This is a genomic window from Aeromonas sp. 25-248 (genome assembly GCF_053005425.1).
In genome coordinates this window covers 20,841-38,996 of the sequence record NZ_JBRKTB010000013.1, presented here as the reverse complement: position 1 = coordinate 38,996, position 18,156 = coordinate 20,841, and the positions used below count along the sequence as shown (strand labels likewise).

Annotated in this window: 18 protein-coding genes and 1 pseudogene; 12 read left to right on the top strand and 7 right to left on the bottom strand. The window is 59.1% G+C overall.

Features of this window, described 5'->3' with window-relative positions:
- The first annotated feature begins 35 nt into the window (after positions 1-35).
- Positions 36-839 (top strand): AraC family transcriptional regulator, encoded by an 804-nt coding sequence (locus ACVDHI_RS16400; protein ID WP_010672489.1) that lies wholly within the window; start codon positions 36-38, stop codon positions 837-839.
- An 85-nt stretch (positions 840-924) separates the two neighbouring features.
- Positions 925-1,563: a LysE family translocator gene (locus ACVDHI_RS16395; RefSeq protein WP_010672488.1), complete on the top strand. Its 639-nt coding sequence runs from the start codon at positions 925-927 to the stop codon at positions 1,561-1,563.
- Between the two features lie 53 nt (positions 1,564-1,616).
- Here ACVDHI_RS16395 and ACVDHI_RS16390 read toward each other — a convergent pair whose 3' ends face one another.
- Together ACVDHI_RS16390 and eamB are read right to left on the bottom strand one after the other, a co-directional pair.
- The gene (locus tag ACVDHI_RS16390; protein WP_041212148.1) at positions 1,617-2,282 is read right to left on the bottom strand and encodes a chromophore lyase CpcT/CpeT; all 666 of its coding nucleotides are present in this window, start codon (positions 2,280-2,282) and stop codon (positions 1,617-1,619) included.
- 143 nt (positions 2,283-2,425) lie between these two features.
- Complete coding sequence (gene eamB, locus ACVDHI_RS16385; RefSeq protein ID WP_039039530.1) at positions 2,426-3,013, bottom strand: cysteine/O-acetylserine transporter; 588 nt, start codon at positions 3,011-3,013, stop codon at positions 2,426-2,428.
- Positions 3,014-3,117: 104 nt separating this feature from the next.
- Between eamB and ACVDHI_RS16380 the strand changes: the two genes are divergently transcribed.
- The 3 genes from ACVDHI_RS16380 (at position 3,118) to ACVDHI_RS16370 (ending at position 5,391) form a co-directional block, all read left to right on the top strand.
- Positions 3,118-4,065 (top strand): LysR family transcriptional regulator, encoded by a 948-nt coding sequence (locus ACVDHI_RS16380; RefSeq protein WP_447212292.1) that lies wholly within the window; start codon positions 3,118-3,120, stop codon positions 4,063-4,065.
- 92 nt (positions 4,066-4,157) lie between these two features.
- A complete protein-coding gene (locus ACVDHI_RS16375; protein WP_447212291.1) occupies positions 4,158-4,607 on the top strand; it encodes an SRPBCC family protein in 450 nt (149 codons plus the stop codon).
- Positions 4,608-4,734: 127 nt separating this feature from the next.
- Positions 4,735-5,391, top strand: a complete 657-nt coding sequence (locus ACVDHI_RS16370; RefSeq protein ID WP_447212290.1) for a DUF3313 domain-containing protein — start codon at positions 4,735-4,737, stop codon at positions 5,389-5,391.
- A gap of 60 nt (positions 5,392-5,451) precedes the next feature.
- Here ACVDHI_RS16370 and ACVDHI_RS16365 read toward each other — a convergent pair whose 3' ends face one another.
- Positions 5,452-5,952: a DUF1993 domain-containing protein gene (locus ACVDHI_RS16365; protein ID WP_103244059.1), complete on the bottom strand. Its 501-nt coding sequence runs from the start codon at positions 5,950-5,952 to the stop codon at positions 5,452-5,454.
- A gap of 290 nt (positions 5,953-6,242) precedes the next feature.
- Here ACVDHI_RS16365 and ydfZ point away from each other — a divergent pair, with 290 nt between their 5' ends.
- The gene (gene ydfZ / locus ACVDHI_RS16360; protein ID WP_010672483.1) at positions 6,243-6,440 is read left to right on the top strand and encodes a putative selenium delivery protein YdfZ; all 198 of its coding nucleotides are present in this window, start codon (positions 6,243-6,245) and stop codon (positions 6,438-6,440) included.
- A 105-nt stretch (positions 6,441-6,545) separates the two neighbouring features.
- Here the strand turns inward: ydfZ and ACVDHI_RS16355 are convergent, their stop codons facing one another.
- On the bottom strand, positions 6,546-6,887 hold the full coding sequence (locus tag ACVDHI_RS16355) for an SH3 domain-containing protein (RefSeq protein ID WP_103244057.1): 342 nt from the start codon (positions 6,885-6,887) through the stop codon (positions 6,546-6,548).
- 199 nt (positions 6,888-7,086) lie between these two features.
- Positions 7,087-8,460: a DUF4397 domain-containing protein gene (locus ACVDHI_RS16350; protein WP_447212289.1), complete on the bottom strand. Its 1,374-nt coding sequence runs from the start codon at positions 8,458-8,460 to the stop codon at positions 7,087-7,089.
- Positions 8,461-8,698: 238 nt separating this feature from the next.
- Between ACVDHI_RS16350 and ACVDHI_RS16345 the strand changes: the two genes are divergently transcribed.
- Positions 8,699-9,484 (top strand): hypothetical protein, encoded by a 786-nt coding sequence (locus ACVDHI_RS16345; protein WP_346199491.1) that lies wholly within the window; start codon positions 8,699-8,701, stop codon positions 9,482-9,484.
- A gap of 278 nt (positions 9,485-9,762) precedes the next feature.
- Positions 9,763-10,656 (top strand): LysR family transcriptional regulator, encoded by an 894-nt coding sequence (locus ACVDHI_RS16340; protein ID WP_447212288.1) that lies wholly within the window; start codon positions 9,763-9,765, stop codon positions 10,654-10,656.
- Positions 10,657-10,761: 105 nt separating this feature from the next.
- Here ACVDHI_RS16340 and ACVDHI_RS16335 read toward each other — a convergent pair whose 3' ends face one another.
- Entirely contained in the window at positions 10,762-11,274 is a 513-nt protein-coding gene (locus ACVDHI_RS16335; RefSeq protein WP_447212287.1) for a hypothetical protein, read from the bottom strand.
- 163 nt (positions 11,275-11,437) lie between these two features.
- On the opposite strand from ACVDHI_RS16335, the pseudogene ACVDHI_RS16330 reads away from it, so the two are divergent.
- The 3 genes and pseudogenes from ACVDHI_RS16330 to ACVDHI_RS16320 all read left to right on the top strand — a co-directional run.
- Positions 11,438-11,581, top strand: a pseudogene (locus ACVDHI_RS16330) (DUF2846 domain-containing protein); the annotation flags it as partial.
- Positions 11,582-11,712: 131 nt separating this feature from the next.
- Positions 11,713-13,047, top strand: a complete 1,335-nt coding sequence (locus tag ACVDHI_RS16325; RefSeq protein ID WP_411685442.1) for an AAA family ATPase — start codon at positions 11,713-11,715, stop codon at positions 13,045-13,047.
- A gap of 6 nt (positions 13,048-13,053) precedes the next feature.
- A complete protein-coding gene (locus tag ACVDHI_RS16320) occupies positions 13,054-13,905 on the top strand; it encodes a DUF4435 domain-containing protein (protein WP_408854981.1) in 852 nt (283 codons plus the stop codon).
- Between the two features lie 574 nt (positions 13,906-14,479).
- Here the strand turns inward: ACVDHI_RS16320 and uvrD are convergent.
- The gene (gene uvrD / locus ACVDHI_RS16315) at positions 14,480-16,651 is read right to left on the bottom strand and encodes a DNA helicase II (protein ID WP_447212286.1); all 2,172 of its coding nucleotides are present in this window, start codon (positions 16,649-16,651) and stop codon (positions 14,480-14,482) included.
- Between the two features lie 412 nt (positions 16,652-17,063).
- Between uvrD and ACVDHI_RS16310 the strand changes: the two genes are divergently transcribed.
- Positions 17,064-18,062: a BMP family lipoprotein gene (locus ACVDHI_RS16310; RefSeq protein ID WP_039039539.1), complete on the top strand. Its 999-nt coding sequence runs from the start codon at positions 17,064-17,066 to the stop codon at positions 18,060-18,062.
- The last annotated feature ends 94 nt before the right edge of the window (positions 18,063-18,156 follow it).

Below are 18,156 nucleotides of genomic sequence, written 5' to 3'. Positions count from 1 at the left end.
AAGCCAAGGGGCCGCTTTCGGGGTATCAATAGGGGATGAACGCACCCCAATCCCGCATCCACTACTGGCAATCCCGGCTGCTGCCGGGGGTTGAACTCTCCCACTCCCACCACAGGGAGTTCAGCTATGGCCGCCACGTGCATCTGGACTACCACATCGGTCTGGTGCAGCGGGGCGGCCAGAAGTTCATCCACAAGGGGAACAGCCACAACCTGGTGCGCGGCGAACTCTCCACCGTCAACCCGGACGAGATGCACGACGGCCTCAGCCTGCTGCCGGAAGGGTACGAGGTGCGGGTCTTCTCCATCGCCCCCGAGCAGCTGGCCCGCTGGCTGCCGGAGCACCCCGAGCCCTTTTTCCACCAGGGATTGCAGAGCCGCCCCGACCTCTATCAGGGCTTTGCCCGCCTGCACATGCACCTGGACGGCCCTGCCCCCGACGGCCTGCTGGCGGAGAGCCAGTTGCTGGCCCTGCTGGGCGAACTGTTCCGGCTCGCCCCCGAGCGCCACGCCCTGGCGGATCCCCAGCTCAGGTTCCTGCGCGACCATCTGCTGGCCCGGCTGGACGAGCGCCACACCCTGGAAGACCTGGCCGCCCTGTTCGGGCTGGATCGCTTCGCCTTCCTGCGTCAGTTCAAGAAGAAGACCGGCATGACCCCCTATGCCTGGCTCAAGCGGCTGCGCCTCGAACAGGGCAAGCGCCTGCTCGGCAGCGGTCTGCCGGTGAGCGAAGTGGCACTGGCGGTGGGCTTCTTCGATCAGAGCCACTTCCACCACGGTTTTCGTCAGGCCTTCGGGCTCACCCCGGCGGAGTATCGCCAGCAGATGCTGCCCGCCTGAATCACCGCCGCTGCAATCTTTTACAATCTCCCGTCCCCCATCCTGCCCCATGCTGTCACCTCCATACCGCTGTCGGAGGTCTTTTATGTTCACCAGCCTGTTTCTGACCCTGGGTCTCGTCCACCTCGTCGCTCTGGCGAGCCCGGGCCCGGATTTCGCACTCATCCTGCGCACCAGCCTGCACAGGCCCACCGCCCTCGGAGCGGCCCTTGGCATCGCCCTCGCCATCCTGCTCCACGCCACCCTGAGCCTGACCGGCATCAGCCTGCTGATCGCAAGCCAGCCCTGGCTCTTTCTCGCCGTGAAACTGGTGGGTGCCCTCTATCTGGGCTGGCTGGGCTGGGGGGCGCTGAAGGCGGCCTGGCAGGGAAGCGGGGATCTGGCGCTGCGCGCCGGGGGCGAGCGGCCGGGCTGGCGCAAGGGGGTGAAGAGCGGGCTGGCCACCAATCTGCTCAACCCCAAGGCGATGCTGTTCTTCATGGGACTGCTGGCCGCCATGGTGACGCCCCAGGTGGATGGCCTGACCCGGGGATTGCTGATCCTGGAGCTGTTCCTGCTCTCCCTCGTCTGGTTCAGCGCCCTGGCCTGGAGCCTCTCCACTCCCCGCGCCCAGCACCTGCTCGGCCGCATCCAGCGCCCGCTCAACCTGATGACGGGCCTGCTGTTTGGCGCGGTCAGCCTCTCCATCCTGGTGGATCTGCAGGGGCACTGGCCAGCGGCCTGACCGGCACATCCTTGTTGGCGGCAAGCAGGGAGGGGCCTTGACGGACGGCGCGACTACTCCCCGCGCCGCATCCCCTTGCGCAGGTAGACGTAACCCTCCCCCGGGCTGCCCCAGCGTTGATGGGCGCCGTTGTCATAGGCCCTGTCCAGCAACCGGACGCTGTCCGGGCCGATCCAGAGGTACTGCACCAGGGTGGTGGCACCGCCAAAATCGGTGGCGCAATGCCCGACCCGGGTCTGCCCCTTGTACTCCCCGCCCGGCTGGCGGGTCAGCCAGATCTCGCACCCTTCGCGCAGGGAGAGTTGCTGCGGGGTGAGGGAGTCAAGCAGCTCGGGCCGACGCCAGGCGCCGGCAAAATCCGTGGCCCTCGGCATGGTCAGTTCGGCCATCAGGATGCGGCCATCGGGCAGGGAGGAGAAGCGGTAGATGCGCTGGCGAAACGGTCGCTGCGCCCGCTCGGTCAGAAACTGCTCCGCATAGACCCAGCGAAAGGGGCCCTCCCCGGGCCAGATCTCCACCAGCCGCAGCTCGGCGCTGGTGAAGCGGGCATCGAAGGTGGCCTGCTCCTGGCTGGAAAACTCCCCCGAGAACCAGGAGAGCAGGGGCTCCAGCCTCCCCTGCGTGGCATGGGGGCCGGGGGCCGTCACGAAGGGGACGGGCGCCGCCCAGATCAGGCTGGCGTAAAACAGCCCCAGCAGGGCCGCCATCAGCTGTGTCATCGAATCCTTCCGAGTCGCTTGCATGGCGGCGATTATATGAGCGAACGGTGACAATAACCTCTATCTTGATCAACTCCTTGAAGAGAAAACGAAAAATCCTCTCTGCAGGCGAAAGGAGGCGACGCCCCCCGGCCTGCGTTCCGTCAGATCAGCATCCGAAGCGCACAGTAAACCAACAAGCCCGCCAGCGTCAGGTTCAGAATGCGGCCGTGGCGCTGGAACAGGGGCTGCAGCAGATGACCCGCCAGGGCCCAGCAGAGGTTCCCCAGCGTGCCGATCAGCGCCAGCAGCAGGCTGACGCCCAGCACCCAGACGAATTCTGTGGTGTGGGGCAACACGAAGGTGGAGAGCGCCGTGATGCCGTATAGGATGATCTTCACGTTCACGAACTGCAGCCAGAAGCTGGTCCAGAAGCCGGGCAAGGCTCCATCTGTGCTCGACAGGTTGGAGCCGCTGGCCGCAATGCGCCAGGCCAGCCAGAGCACATAAGCCGCCCCGGCCCAGCTGAGCCAGCCAACCAGCGCGGGGGAGAGGCTGATGAGGGTGAAGGTGAACAGGGCACACAGCAGCATGATCAGCAGGAAGCCCGCACTCATGCCCGCCAGCACCCGGCTACTGCGGCGCAGACCATGCTGATTGGCGGCGCTCAGAGCCAGTATGTTGTTCGGTCCCGGCGTCATGGCCGTGATCAGGGTGTAAGTCAAAAATGCGCTGACAAGGGTCGTAGTCATGGTGTTTCTCCAAATGGGAGTGATACCTTAACGCGGCCACTGGCATCAAAAAATCGAATGTTTTAGCATTCTAAATTCAACCATTTCGATGAATTGGAGTCCCCATGGATTTGCGACGTCTCATTACCCTCAAGACGGTGATCGAGGAGGGCTCCTTCGTGAAGGCATCCCGCAAGCTCTGCTGCACCCAGTCGACGGTAACCTTCCATATCCAGCAGTTGGAGCAGGAACTTTCGCTACAACTGTTCGAAAAAATAGGGCGTCGCATGTGCCTGACCAAGGCCGGACAGAACATCATGCCGCATGTGCACGAGATGATCCGAGTGATGTCGGGTCTGCGCCAGGCGGCGCAGCAGGACGCCGAGCCGAGCGGCGAGCTCAGGGTCGCCATCGGCGAAACCCTGCTGGCCTACAAGATGCCGGCGGTGCTCGAGCGCTTCAAGCGGATGGCTCCCGGGGTCCGACTGTCGCTCCGGTCCCTGAACTGCTACGTCATTCGCGATGCGCTGCTGGCGGACGAGGCCGATCTCGGTATCTTCTATCGGGTCGGCAACGATGCCGCCCTGCTGATGGAGAGCTTTGGCGAGCAACCCCTGGTGCTGGTAGCCTCCCCCGCCCTCAGCGGTGGTATCGACTTCACCCGCCCGGATCAGCACCTGCCGGTCAGCTTCATCATCAACGAGCCCCAGTGCATCTTCCGCCAGCTTTTCGAGAGCACATTACGCCAGCGTGCCATCACTCTGGACGGCACCATAGAGCTGTGGAGCATAGAGAGCATTAAGCGCTGCGTGGCCAGCAACCTCGGCGTCTCCTTCCTGCCCCGCTTCGCCGTCGAGCGGGAGCTGAGTTCGGGGGAGCTGCAGGAGCTGCTCTTCTCCCCCACGCCCCTAGTCATCACGGCCCTGTGCGCCCACCACGCCGGCAAGTTTGTCAGCCCCGCCATGCGGGTGTTTATGGAGTGCGTGCAGACGTGCCTGACAGAGGAGGAGCCGCCAGCGGCAAATGCGGCCGCTCATGGCGACCAGGACGCGCGCCGCCGGATGACAACCTAACCCTTCAATGGGAGCGCCACGACTCCTGACCCTCGGTTGTCCTTCCCCCGAGCGACTATCCTTGCTCGGATACAACCGAGAAGGAACCCAAGATGAGCACAGGAACAGTCACCCTGCACCGCGTACTCAAGGCCCCGCCACAGCGGGTATACCAGGCCTTTATCGAGCCGGACGCCCTGGCCAAATGGCTGCCCCCCCATGGCTTCACCTGCAAGGTGGCGGCGCTGGATGCCAGGGTCGGCGGCCAGTTCAGGATGTCGTTCACCCACTTCGCCAGCGGCCACACCCACGCCTTCGGCGGCGAGTATCTCGCGCTGGAGCCGGGCAAGCGCATCCGCTACACCGACCGCTTCGACGACCCCAACCTGCCGGGGGAGATGCAGGTCACCATCACCCTCACCCAGGTGCTGTGCGGCACCGATCTCGCCATCGAACAGGCGGGCATTCCGGCGCTCATCCCGGTGGAGATGTGCTACCTCGGCTGGCAGGAGTCCCTGATGCAGCTCGCCATCCTGGTGGAGCCCGAGATCCCCGCCGAGTGACCCGACACGGGGGCTCCCCCGGTGGCCCCCGCACAGATACCCCTTGTGAGAGAGGGGCCTGATCAGGTATCTCTGTGGGCAGGGCGGGCTGCGTTCTTGCAGCGACCATCCACCGCCAGGAGCCCCCATGAAACGAGTCTTGATGATGACCATGGCCGCCGCCCTGCTGGACGGGTGCGCCGTGAAGAACCAGGTCACCCACAGCCTGCAGGCGATTCCGCTGACGGCCTTCCAGCAGAGTGAAAGCAACCCCAACCAGCGTATCTACAAGGAGCCCGGCGTGGATCTGCGCCAGTACCATCAGGTGCTGCTCGATCCCTTGCAGTTCATCCGCCAGGAGAACGGCCAGTGGTATCTGCTGACCGCCAACGAGCAGAACGAGATCGGCCGCTACTACCACGCCACCTTCCAGCGGGAGCTGATGAAGCAGGGCGTCAAGATGGCTACCGAACCCGGCCCCGGCGTGATGCGGGTGCAGGCGGCCATCACCAACTTCGACCTGACCCGACCCGACCCCAAGCTGCGGGATCTGCTGCCCGCCAAGATCGCCATCAACGTCACCCGCGAGGTAATAGGCAAGGAGCCCTATCTGCTCAAGGTGGGCAGCATGGCCCAGTTGCTCGACGCCCAGAGCGGCAAGCTGCTGGTGCGGGTGATGGACGCTCGCGAGAGCCCGGACACCACCCACAAGGATTCCCCCATCACCGCCCTGGAGATGGAGAAGATGATCGATCAGTGGGCCGCAAGTCGCGCCAAACAACTGGCCGACAACCTGGGGCGCTGAGCCGGGCCGAAAACGACAAAGCCTGCCAGGGGGCAGGCTTTGTCGTCGCTGAAGCGCGGTTTATTGCAGGTTCAGACCGCCCAGGTAATCCCGCTTGCCCAGATCCACTCCGGCCTGGCGCAGCAGGGCATAGGTCATGGTGAGGTGGAAGTAGAAGTTCGGGATGCCGTACTCATGCACGCAGCTATGGCCGTCCATCCCCTTGCCACCGGCCCAGTAGGGGTAGTAGTGGCCGCTCGCATACTGGCTGAAATCCGCGTCCAGCTTGCCTTGCAGGTAGGCGATGGTCTTGGCCACGTGGGCGCGCAGATCCGCCATGGTCTTGGGATCATCCCCCAGCACCGGCGGCTCGCTCAGGCTGGCGGTGGCCACCACGGCGCGGGCGCTGTCGCAGCAGATCAGCACCTGCTTGCTCAGGGGCAGCATGTCGACGATGAGGCGCTCATTGAAGAAGTTCTCCACGTTGAATTTCTTCGCCTCGGCGTGGGCCTCGGCCTTGGCCAGACACTGGTCCAGATTGGTCAGCATCTTGATGAACTGGGCGGCAATTTCACGATTCATAATGCACTCTCGGTTGGTTGAAGGCAGTAAAACGAGCGGCTCCACTATAGCGCATCCCCCTTGCAGTTCGAGCCCGAGGGGATGAAAAGCGAGGGCGTCCTCCTTGCCCTGCGACAGGCAGTGGCGATCACCGGCGGGCTGCGAGGCCAGAGCGCCATACCCCGTCACCGCACCGAGTCCCTCTTTCCCCTTTTTTTGATCTGTGACAGGCATCTCGTTTTTCGAGGGGCGTAGTCTGGAGCCCGTTGCCCCGGCACGGGCCGGGGCCCCCATCCCACAAGGAGAATGCCATGAAGATCTACGATCGAAACCGCAATGTGCTGACCCTGGGCCAACGGGTGATGATTGCCGCCACCGGCGCAGTCGACACCCTCAAGGAGGCGCACACCGACAACCTGACCCCCTATGAGGCGGAACATGAGAAGTGCGTGCTGCTGACAAACAGCCAGGAGCGCTACGCCCCCATCGAGTTGATTAGACTAGGCTGATCCCGTTTCCCGTCACCCTACTCTTTACAATTCACCCGGCCGCACGTCCGTCGCTGGCCGGGTTTCTCTCTCCGCTCTCTACTCTTTCTCCGAGCCGCTGCCACTTTACGAAGGCGAGGCGATGCAGCTTGCCGGGATCCAGCCTGATTGCCCCGCTTCGTTGTGAACCCAGAGCCAGCCTGCCAGCTCCCGATCCACCCGAACTCGCTCCCCCGCCGCCACATCCAGCTCCCGGGCGGTATAGTCCTGACGCGCCTGCGCCTCCTCCGTGCCGATCGGGGTCAGCAGGGACAAGGGTGCCCACCCCTCGTTGCCGTCTGCGGTAAAGGTGCGCACCCAGCCCGGAAACTCGTCGTCCTCGTGGCCGATGCGCACCCGCTCACCGGCCCGAAAGGCGATGGGATTGGGGTAGCAGGTGTGGTGCGCCGTGGTGATCAACGCCAGCATTGTCTCTTCCTCCGACAGGTTCTGTTTGGTGACGCCCCGAGTCATACCACAACCCGGGCCTGACGGCTCTATGCCGGGCCGACTCTTTCTGGTCATCCCCGGACTGCCAGGATCCCCACGGCCAGCGGCAGGCCATAAAAAGACCCGGACTGACAGTGCAGTCCGGGTCCAGTCACCCTGCTCTTGATGAGAGAGGGGGCTATTGACTGCTGCTGATGTCTTCCAGGATCAGCAACTCGGGATCGACGCCCCCGACGCTGTCAGACAAGGCTGCCGCAGTTAATACCTGGCTGGTCGACAAGGTGACCGGCAGGGGGCCAATGACCGGGCTCTTGTCACCCGAGGCGGTGACGGTGACAAAGTAGTCTCCGGCGGCAACCGCAAGATACCCGCTGTCCCCCTTAAAGGGCACAGCCTTGAGCACGGGAGTGCTGGCGCTGATGTCTGACCCCGTCGTCAGATAAACGTCCACTGCCGGAGCCGTGGGTGCCGCATGAAGCACGCGAAGCTGCGCCTCTGTCGCCACCGCGCGGCCCGTGTCCGTCAGCAGCAAGGGCTCAATGGTTTCGCCAGCGGGATCCAGCAACTGGCCGACGGCAAACAGGGAGTAGCGGGTGCCCGCCTTGAGCGGCACGTCGCTGGCATTGATCACTTCAGGGGTCGTGGCGCCCGTCGGCGTGACCACAAAATCATAATCCGCCGCCGCCAGATCCAGATATCCGGTATTTCCCTTGAACGCCAGCCCCTGCAACGGGGCGGCGGTCGGTGCGGCACCATTGACCCGGATATCCACGGCCGGGGCGTCAGCAACCCCATGGACCACCCTCAACTGGGCCTGCTCATCCACAGACAGGAGAGGGGTTGCACCAGTGCTGTCGATGGCAAGCAGCTTGACCGGGCTTGGCCCCGCCCCCAGGTTGTCGATCGCCGCAATCAGCAGATCCGCCCCACCGGTGAGTGGCAATGGACCCGAGTCATACACCACATCGCTGCTGCCCGGCAGCGTCAGCCTGACCTGATACTCCCCGGCCGGCAGCGTCAGGGGATCGCTATAGGTCTTGAAGGGAATGCCGGACAGCGTCGGACTGCCCAATGCGGCACCGGGCGCGGTGACATGAACATCCACCGCAGGTGCGCTCGGGGCGGCATGCACTACCTGCACCCGGATCTCGCCGCCAGCGGGCATCTGATCTGGCCGTTCAATCACCAGCGAGCCAAACGCGGTATCGCCGCTGCCCGTCAGTTTACCCACGGCCAGCACGTCGTACTGAGTGTCGGGTTTGAGATCGAGGGAAACCGGCCCGATGACCGTCGCGGTACCGCTCGGCAAAATCCCGTCCACTGCCACCTCGTGGCTGCCAGCCGCCACCGGCTTGAGCCCGCTGCTCGAGCCAAAATCAACGGCCGTCAGGAAGGCAGCCCCATCGACATTGACATTCACCCTGGGGGCATCGGGGGCGAGGTGGCTGATCCTGATGGCCGCATTGGGCGGACTGCTGTCATTGTCACTGCCTCCGCACGCAGTCAGACCCAATATCATTGCAAGTGCGGCACAACGTTGAATCCATTTCATCTGGTCATTCTCCATTGGTTGGTCCCCACGGGCATATGCATCTCGCTAATGACTGGATCATCACTTTTTGTGCTTTTTTCACCCTGTTTGTGACGCAGCATGGTTCACCAGACAGGCGTGCTCGTCCCTTTGTTCCGCCATTCATTACTGTCAGTGAATTTTCATATCATCCGAGTGTCATTTCAGTGAACACATCGCCGCCCTAGACTGCTTCTCGAACCTTAACGAGGAGTCTTGTATGAAACTCACCCATATCCCGTTGCTGGCCGGCACCCTCGCCTCGGCCTTCTCTTTCAACACCTTCGCCGGTGACATCGTCTCGGTGCAGTTCAGCGATGGCCGCCCCGCCGTGACCGGCGTCGAAGCGGTCAACAACGCGCTCAACCCCATCGGCGTCAACGTGGTCACCGTCGACATCCCCGAGGCCGCCAGGCCCCTGCTCGCTGCCTCCCACCGCCGCGCGTTGACCAAAGCGGAGCACGGCGCCCTGATTGCGGCCTTCAACCTGAGTCAGGGGGAACTGCTGGAGCAGGCCAGGCTCGCAGGCCGCGAGCCCGCGGTGCAAGGGGGCGGCGTCGCCACCGAAGAGACCGGCGTCGGCCCCTACCCCAAGGTCTATGACCTGATGGCGCTGGACGAGCGCACCCGCAGCGCCGTGCTCGGCAAATATGGCCGCATGCACGTTAACTCCGCCGAGGACGGCACCGACATCGACGAAGTGATGACGGTGGTCAGCGGCGGCCCCTTCCGCTGGGGCTTTACCCTCAAAGACGGCAGTATCGCCCGCTTCCAGATAGACAAAGTGGGCCTGGAGGACAAGGCCGTGCGGATCAGCTATCACGGGCTGGGCATGCATGCCGGGTTGATGGATGCAAAACAGGGGCTGCTGGTGGCCTTCGCCCACGGGCCCAAGGCGTTCACCATGCGCTACCAGGCGGATGTGCCCCACGCCCAGTTGCTCGGCACCAACCCCTGGGCCGATGTTGGCATCACCCTGCCCCCCGCCCCCGGCAAGGTGCAGTAAGCCGGTGCGTGCCATCTGGCGGCGGGGCCCGGGCCCTGCCGCCTGCTTTTATGCCTGCCGTCACGGGCCGGGGTGCCCGGGGCTCATCGCCTCTCTTTCGTCTGCGTCTCTGCCGGGCCCGCCACGCCCCGGAGGGCCATGATCCGGGCCGCTCTGCCACCGGCAACTCTCTGTCTGGCGGGGGATGGGGGGTGGACACCCCGGGGATCCGCACTATTGTGATAAAAGTGCGCAATGATGGCGCCATCATTTACCAGTAGTGAATTAACGGGGGCAGGATGAACAAGATCACGGCGCTGAACGTCTTTCGCCGGGTAGTGGAAATGGGCACCTTCAGGGCGGCGGCGGACGACCTGCGCCTCTCACAGGCGGCGGTCAGCAAGAACATCAACGAGCTGGAAGCCTTTCTCGGCATTGCGCTGATCAACCGCACCACCCGGCGGCTGAGCGTCACCGAATCGGGCATGGCCTATTACGGCCAGATATGCGCCGTGCTGGACAGCCTGGAGGCCGCCGACCAGTCCATCATGGCCGCCTCCTTCACCCCCAGGGGCAGGCTGAGGATCGGCATGCCCATGTCCTACGGGCTGATCCGCCTCAACCCCCTTGTCTGCGAATTCCAGCGCCGCTATCCGGAAATCGGCATCGAGGTGATCCTGAGCGACGCCTACATGGATCTGGTGGATCAGGGGCTGGATGTGGTGATCCGGGGGGCAGGCACCCTGGAAGACTCCACCCTGCGCGCCAAACCCCTGTGCGAGGTGCAGCGGGTGCTCTGCGCCGCCCCCGATTACCTGAAGGAGGCGGGCCAGCCTGCTCACCCGGCGGATCTCAAGGGCCACAACTGCCTGCGCTACAGCCTCTCCTCCTCCCCCAACAAGTGGTTCTTCACCCGGGACGCGGAGAGCGTGGCGGTAGAGCTGCCCCCCGCCAACTTCTGCGCCAACAACGGCATCGCCCTGAAACAGGCGGCGTTGCAGGGGCTCGGGGTGATCCTGGTACCGGATGAATTCGTGTCGAACGAACTGTCGGATGGCTCCCTGGTCAGACTGCTCCCCGACTGGCAACCCGACCCCCACGCCCTGTTCGCCGTCTACCCCTTCCACAAGGAGCAATCCCGCAACGTGCGACTCTTTATCGAATTTATCGTCAAGGCGTTTCAGTTGCGGTGAACCAGACAGGCGAGCCTGGGGTCTTCACCTTTTGGAACCCGCCTGCATGTAGGTTCGATTAGCGAAGCGTCATCGGACGATCGCGTAATCGATCGCTCCCTCTGGCTACCGTCCGTCGTCCAGGATGACGTCCCCTGCCTGTGTTGCGGATGTATCAGCAAATAGCCGCCTGCCGAGATGGCGGATCAGCAGCAGCGGCGCCAGCAGGGTGAGCAGCAGCCAGTGGGTGTGGGGCAGGATAAAGGCCCAGATGATCTCGTGAGGCAGCCAGGTCGATGCGGTTGCCGTCATAAAGGCGATGTCGTAGGTCTGCCACAACCAGAGCCCGGCAAAGAGCGGCAGCAACAGCGGGCGGGGCGTCAGCAAAAACAGGGGCAAGAAAGCAGAGGCGAGCACGGCGCTGAACTCCAGCATGGCAGGGGCCAGCTCGGCAAAGGTCCGCCCTTGGGAGAAGCCACTCCATTCGAGAGACGTATCCTCGGCCAGTGCAGGCCACCAGGATGCGTATTGAAACAGGGTAAACGAGAGCAAAAACAGCAGGCTGGCCAGCAGCGCCAGCGCCGTTTTTCGTAACAACCACAACCCCAACCGGTGCAGTGTCGGCATCCACTTAGACATCAATGACTCCCATCTGGTGACGGGGCTGTATGCCGTGGTTCGCCACACCGTCAAAGCACCGCACCATGCCGGTTAATTGCTGGAACATTGAATCCCGTCACATCAGCATCAACCTGAGCAGTTGCGTGCCAGCAAGGCCCCATGCGAACCTTTATTCGTCTTTCTTCCAACCAACACTGAGGCGGGTAAAAACTACTACGTCTGGCAGGAGGTCAAGATGGGCCTGCTGATGGCCCGCTCCAAGCTGAGTCAGGTCAGTGAAGAGGAAGACAAGCAAGGGGGGATGGAGAGCAAGCAGGTTAAATGACATTACACATGGATACAGAATGCAATGTATAAAATTCCATGGTGAACTACGTATTATATGTTGTTATGTCACTGCATAATACAAATATGGTGTTATAAACATAATAGCTATGTTGTTACAGGAGATAATACATGCTAGTAAAAGAATTTATAGGGAGATCTATATATGGACATCTCAACTTTAATATAAAATTCAACCGAGACATCAGTTTTTTAGTGGGTTCAAATGGTTCAGGGAAAACAACAGCATTAAGAATGATGAATGCTCTTGTTACACCTAACTTTAAAGACTTACTAACAATACCATTTCTTGAAATATCTCTCTGCATTGAGGAGAAGAATAAGGATTTATATATAAGGGCACACAAGGTTGGTGACGAGATACAACTACAAGTCAGTGGCATATCAGACGCGTTATTGCTACCAACTCTAGATTTGAACGACTATAGTTTTTATAACCATCGAACTGATAAGATCAATGAGATGGTAAATGACGTAGTTCGTCGTTTCCAATCACACCCAATAATGAAAGCCATATCTGAGATTAGCACCCCTATTTTCTTGGGGCTAGAAAGAAGAAGTGAAGATAATCTTGACATCTCTGCTGATTATTTTTTCGACCGCCCTAGAGGAATTGTCGTTAACAATTCTAAACAGCGAAAGATAATCCCTGGCTCTTTGGGTATGGGATTAATGGAAACTGAACTCTTAGTTCAAAATTCATACAGAAGACTTAGGGAGTTAGAGGAAAGACAGTTGAGCAGGATGAGAGATAGCATCCTAATGTCAGTATTTCAATATAATAATGTTGAATTCGATTTCAAAGATAGTGCTTATGCAATAAATAACTGGAAAGAAAAACAAGGATTACTGCAAAGACAGAATGAGATAAAAACAGCAATTGCAAATATTGGATTAAAGAATAAGGCAATTATTCAAAGTGTAGATGACTTTTTTGAAAAAATGTCCGCTCTCTTTGAAAAACTATCTACGATGGATAAGGGTCTCTCTGTTGAGTGGTTATTGAATAAAGCACAAGTAGACAGAATATCTAAAATTGTAGAGATAATCGATGAACACAAATCGAAACAAGACTCTCTATTTAAACCAATAAATGATTTTATATCAACAGTAAACTCTTTTTATCAAGACTCGAACAAAAGCATTAAATTAGACACCGTCGGACAGATTGTTGTTAAAAGACCAGATGGAAAAGAGTGTTCTATTGAAGGACTTTCGTCAGGAGAAAGGCAACTTCTGGTTATATTTGCCCATGTGTATTTTAGTAAGAATGATAAAAGAACCACATTTATAATTGATGAGCCAGAGTTATCCTTGCATTTAAGATGGCAAGAGCGATTTACCGATACAATTAAAACATTCGAAAATGGAGGGCAATTTATACTCGCAACTCATTCTCCTGAGATTGTAGGAAAGAACAAAAACAAAGTGGTTCAATGTCGGTAACATATTATGCTAGAAAGAAGCTTAGTTGGAAAATTTGCAAAGAGTGTCTTTTTTGAAGATGAGAATGACATTGATATATATATTGAAGATACGGCCGTTGGATATGACAAAATCCTTGGGAAGGTTTTCCTGCGTGTATTCAATGGGCGCTTTAAAGTCGGCCGAGTATATCCACTAGGATCAAGAAAAGAAGTAATAAAACATCACTCTGAAAATATCAATAGCATATCTAGGCCAACATTATATGTTGTTGACGGAGACCTTTTCATGCTCTGTGGAGATTACATTGAGAACAAAATTGGGCTGTATAAGTTACCTGTGTACTGCATAGAAAACATTCTATGCTGCCATAATGCTTTTCACAGAATACTGGATGAAGAAGAACCCGCTAAAAAAATTGAGCAATTAATATCAGACTTTAACTTCGATGAATGGGTTTTAAATAACGAAGAGAAATTATTTAATTTGTTTATTGAATATTCAACCGCGATGTCCTTAGCACCTGAAATACCTACTGTATCTTATAAGGTTTCAGAGTTGATAAATGACAAGCACGGTAATTTATGTGCTACAAAAACCAACGCTAGAATCGAATCCCTTAAAGCGGCGGTATTAGCAAAGGTGGGAGAGGATGCATATAATATAAAAAGAAAAGAACATATTACAAGTTTTTATTCTAAGGGAATAAGAAAATTAGATATTGTCTCAGGCAAGGATTACATATTTCCGTTATTAAAAATAAGGTTCAGAAGTACCGTGAAAACTGGGGCAACTGATGCGACGCTAAAATTACGTCTATCTATTTCTGCGGACATTACCAGTCTTCAAGCCGCAAATGATTATGTGGCTAACATATAATAACTTCCTACTTACAAGAAATTTATGGTTATGAATAAAGAAATAGCGCAACAAGATTGGTAGACAATCTGAGATTACTGTTCTAGTTATCTGGGGATACCGGCATCTCGTTTACGCTACGTTGAAAGAGCTTAATTCCTCAATTCAAAGGTTGGCACGGTATTGATCCCCCTCCAATCCGCCGAGGGTCAGAGGCAACGGCAGGGACGCCATCAGGGATGATGGCGTAGCCGCAGTTGGCACAGGGATGTGCCGTCTGCGGCGTCCCGCCCGACGTTGGCTCTGGCCCGAGGGGACTGGCGAAGCCAGCGGATTGGCGGGGGTGGCCTTTCTTTTGGTGACTTTTCTTTGGCCACGCAAAGAAAAGTTACTCGCCCAAGCCCGAAGGGCGGGCGAAACCCTGTCGAGGGCAACGCCCTCGCGTCCTGCACGGCGCCAGCCGTGCTGCCAACAACCAGGCACACAATTTCCCCATGACGCGAACGTCCGATTACGCTTCGCTAATCGAACCTACAGTCCTGACAAAAAAGGAGCCAACGGCTCCTTTTTCTATTGATGGTGGGTGCGCTGCGCCTTACAGCGCCTCAAGGCGGGCATACGCCGTCACCAGCCACTTGGCGCCGACGTCGTCGAACTGGATCTGCACCCGGCTCTGCTGGCCGACCCCTTCGAAGTTGAGCACTATGCCTTCCCCGAATTTTGGATGGAGCACCCGCTGGCCGAGCTTGATGCCGCTGGCGTCGAAGCTCTGCTGCACCTCGTTCTGGCTGAAGCGGCCGTACTGGGTGGGGCGGCTGACCTGGGTGCGCAGCCTGATCTCTTCCAGACACTCGGCGGGCATCTCGCGGATAAAGCGGCTCGGCTTGTGGAACATCTCGCGGCCGTAGATGCGGCGGCTCTCCGCATAACAGATGTAGAGCTTCTCCATGGCGCGGGTCATGCCGACATAACAGAGGCGGCGCTCCTCTTCCAGCCGGCCCGACTCCTCAGTGGATTGCTGGCTGGGGAACATGCCCTCTTCGACGCCGACCAGCAGCACCAGCGGGAACTCCAAGCCCTTGGCGCTGTGCAAGGTCATCAGCTGCACCGCGTCGGCATATTCGTCGGCCTGATTCTCGCCGGACTCCAGCGCCGCGTGGGCGAGGAAGGCGGAGAGATCGCTCATATCCTCCAGCTCGTCCGGGCGCTGGTACTGGCGGCAGGCGGTGACCAGTTCGTCCAGGTTCTCTACCCGCGCCTGGGATTTCTCGCCTTTTTCCGCCAGATACATGGCCTTGAGGCCGGAGTGCTGGATGGCGATATCCGCCTGCTGGTGCAGGGGCAGCAGGGAGACCTGCTCCTCCAGCGCGTCGATGAGATCCACAAAGCCGCGCACCGCGTTGCCGGCGCGGCCGGTCAGCACCTTGTCATTGAGCAGTGCCTTGGCCGATTGCCACAGGTTCTGGCCCTGATCCCGGGCGTTGTTGCGCAAGATCTCGAGGGTGCGATCGCCGATGCCGCGGGTCGGTGTATTGACCACCCGCTCGAAACTGGCGTCGTCGCCCCGGTTGTTGATAAGGCGCAGGTAGGCCATGGCGTCTTTGATCTCCTGGCGCTCGAAGAAGCGCAGGCCGCCGTAGATGCGATAGGGCATGGCGTCCTGCATCAGCGCCTCTTCCAGCACCCGGGACTGGGCGTTGGAACGATAGAGGATGGCGCAGTCGGCGAGCAGACCCCCCTTCTCTTTCCAATCCTTGAGGCGGCCGACCACGAAGCGGGCCTCGTCCACCTCGTTGAAGGCGGCGTAAAGGGAGATCGGCTCGCCCTCGGCCCCTTCGGTCCACAGCTCCTTGCCAAGGCGCTCCGCATTGTTGGCGATGACGCTGTTGGCGGCTTTGAGGATATTGGCGGTGGAGCGGTAGTTCTGCTCGAGGCGAATGGTCTGCGCCCCCTCATAGTCGGTCAGGAAACGCTGGATGTTCTCAATCTTGGCGCCGCGCCAGCCGTAGATGGACTGGTCATCGTCGCCGACGATCATCACCTTGCCGGTGTCGCCGGCCAGCATCCGCAGCCAGGCGTACTGGATGCCGTTGGTATCCTGGAACTCGTCCACCAGGATGTTCTGGAAGCGATCCCGGTAGTGCTCGAGGATGTGGGGCTTGTTCAGCCACAGCTCGTGGGCGCGCAGCAGGAGCTCGGCAAAATCCACCAGCCCGGAGCGATCGCAGGTCTCCTGATAGGTCTTGTAGATCTGCTGATAGGTGCGGGTGACGGGGTCGCCGTAAAGGTCGATGTCGCCGGGGCGCAGCCCCTCGTCCTTCTTGCCGTTGATGTAGCCCATCACGGCGCGCGGAGCCCAGTGCTTCTCGTCGAGGTTGAGCGCCTTGAGCACCCGGCGAATGAGGCGGTACTGGTCGTCGGAGTCGAGGATCTGGAAATCCTGTGGCAGCCCTGCATCCAGATGGTGGGCCCGCAGCAATCGGTGGGCGATGCCGTGGAAGGTGCCGATCCACATGCCGCGCACGCCGTCACCGATCACTTTTTCGACCCGGCCGCGCATCTCGGCCGCCGCCTTGTTGGTAAAGGTCACCGCGATGATGGAGAAGGGTGAACAGCGTTCCACCTGCATCAGCCAGGCGATACGGTGCACCAGCACCCGGGTCTTGCCCGAACCGGCACCGGCCAGCACCAGCAGGTTGCAACGGGGGGCCGCCACCGCGTCTCTTTGCTTGTCATTGAGCCCGTCGAGCAGGGTTGAAACGTCCATCACCACTCCTGTTTATTTATACAGGCGGGGATTATACGGCCTGAGCCGCCAGAGACCAAGCCGTGAGCAGCCGGGGGCCAACCCGCCCGCCAACGCGGCGTCGATGAGGCCGCAGGGCTGGTGCCGATGGAAGCCAGTTTTTTCATCAGGAGAGGAAAACGGTTGCGCCTAACGTCATGAATCCAAACAAAAATGTCGATCGAGCCCTATTAATCCCGGAATTTAATTCTGCAAAAACACCATAAAACAAACACTTATAAGGCAATTTGCTTATATTTCAAACCGTTAACGCAAACGTTTTTCCTCTATGATCCCCTTGACCAACGGGCTGGCTCACTTACAGTTAGCCAGCGTGCTTTATGACCTGCCAAGACAGGTTGTGGACCCTCACATAACAATCAAGGATACGATCGTGACTAAAGTGCTCAAGCTGGCCACCGTGGCCGCCCTCACCCTCGCTGCCCTGTCCGCCCAGGCAGCCTCCGAGCCCGCCGTCATCTATGACACCGCAGGCAAATTCGACAAGTCCTTCAACGAAGCCGTGTTCCGCAACGGCGTCGAAGTCTACAACAAGGACAAAGGCGTCAAGGTCAAGGAGTTCGAACCCCAGAACGAAGCCCAGCGCGAGCAGGGCCTGCGTCGTCTGGCCAGCCGTGGCAACGGCCCCATCGTCGCCGTCGGCTTCAACATGGGTTCCGCGGTAGAGAAAGTAGCCACCGAGTTCCCGAACACCCAGTTCACCATCATCGACATGGTGGTCGACAAGCCGAACGTCCAGTCCCTCATCTTCAAGGAGCATGAAGGTTCCTTCCTGGTGGGTGCGCTGGCGGCCATCGCCTCCAAGACCGGCAAGGTCGGCTTCGTGGGCGGCATGGACATCCCGCTGATCCGCAAGTTCCAGTGCGGCTATGAGCAAGGCGCCAAGTACATCAATCCGAAGATCGACGTCTATCAGAACATGACCGGCTCCACCCCGGCAGCCTTCGCCGACCCGGCCAAGGGTGCAGAACTGGCCAAGTCCCAGTTCGCCAAGGGCGCCGATGTGGTCTATGCCGCCGCCGGTGGCACCGGGATCGGTGTCTATCAGGCTGCCAAGGACGAAGGCAAGCTGGCCATCGGTGTGGATTCCAACCAGAACCACCTGCAACCGGGCACCATGCTGACCTCCATGGTCAAGTCGGTCGGTCTGGCCGCGTACAAGAGCTGGGATGACGCCGCCAAGGGCAGCTGGAAGCCGGGTATCCAGTCCCTGGGTCTGGCCGAAGGCGGTGTTGACTGGGCGCTGGACGAGAACAACGCCAAGCTGATCACCCCGGAAATGAAAGCCAAGGTCGAAGCCATCAAGGCCGACATCATCGCCGGCAAGATCAAGGTGCACGACTACATGAGCGACAACTCCTGTAAGTACTGATCCTGCAAGTACTGAGTCTCTGCTACGACTCTCAATCCAGACCGGCCCGTACGGGCCGGTTTTTAGTCTCTACTTCATGACCCGCAAGGACTGC

Coding starts and splice junctions, on each gene's coding strand:
- uvrD (WP_447212286.1), bottom strand. CDS start 16,651: ATGGACGTTTCAACCCTGCTCGACGGGCTCAATGACAAGCAAAGAGAC.
- ACVDHI_RS16375 (WP_447212291.1), top strand. CDS start 4,158: ATGAGCACAGGAACAGTCACCCTGCACCGCGTACTCAAGGCCCCGCCA.
- ACVDHI_RS16400 (WP_010672489.1), top strand. CDS start 36: ATGAACGCACCCCAATCCCGCATCCACTACTGGCAATCCCGGCTGCTG.
- ACVDHI_RS16335 (WP_447212287.1), bottom strand. CDS start 11,274: ATGTCTAAGTGGATGCCGACACTGCACCGGTTGGGGTTGTGGTTGTTA.
- ACVDHI_RS16340 (WP_447212288.1), top strand. CDS start 9,763: ATGAACAAGATCACGGCGCTGAACGTCTTTCGCCGGGTAGTGGAAATG.
- ACVDHI_RS16325 (WP_411685442.1), top strand. CDS start 11,713: ATGCTAGTAAAAGAATTTATAGGGAGATCTATATATGGACATCTCAAC.
- ACVDHI_RS16395 (WP_010672488.1), top strand. CDS start 925: ATGTTCACCAGCCTGTTTCTGACCCTGGGTCTCGTCCACCTCGTCGCT.
- ACVDHI_RS16350 (WP_447212289.1), bottom strand. CDS start 8,460: ATGAAATGGATTCAACGTTGTGCCGCACTTGCAATGATATTGGGTCTG.
- ACVDHI_RS16320 (WP_408854981.1), top strand. CDS start 13,054: ATGCTAGAAAGAAGCTTAGTTGGAAAATTTGCAAAGAGTGTCTTTTTT.
- ACVDHI_RS16365 (WP_103244059.1), bottom strand. CDS start 5,952: ATGAATCGTGAAATTGCCGCCCAGTTCATCAAGATGCTGACCAATCTG.
- ACVDHI_RS16370 (WP_447212290.1), top strand. CDS start 4,735: ATGAAACGAGTCTTGATGATGACCATGGCCGCCGCCCTGCTGGACGGG.
- ACVDHI_RS16355 (WP_103244057.1), bottom strand. CDS start 6,887: ATGCTGGCGTTGATCACCACGGCGCACCACACCTGCTACCCCAATCCC.
- eamB (WP_039039530.1), bottom strand. CDS start 3,013: ATGACTACGACCCTTGTCAGCGCATTTTTGACTTACACCCTGATCACG.
- ACVDHI_RS16345 (WP_346199491.1), top strand. CDS start 8,699: ATGAAACTCACCCATATCCCGTTGCTGGCCGGCACCCTCGCCTCGGCC.
- ydfZ (WP_010672483.1), top strand. CDS start 6,243: ATGAAGATCTACGATCGAAACCGCAATGTGCTGACCCTGGGCCAACGG.
- ACVDHI_RS16390 (WP_041212148.1), bottom strand. CDS start 2,282: ATGACACAGCTGATGGCGGCCCTGCTGGGGCTGTTTTACGCCAGCCTG.
- ACVDHI_RS16380 (WP_447212292.1), top strand. CDS start 3,118: ATGGATTTGCGACGTCTCATTACCCTCAAGACGGTGATCGAGGAGGGC.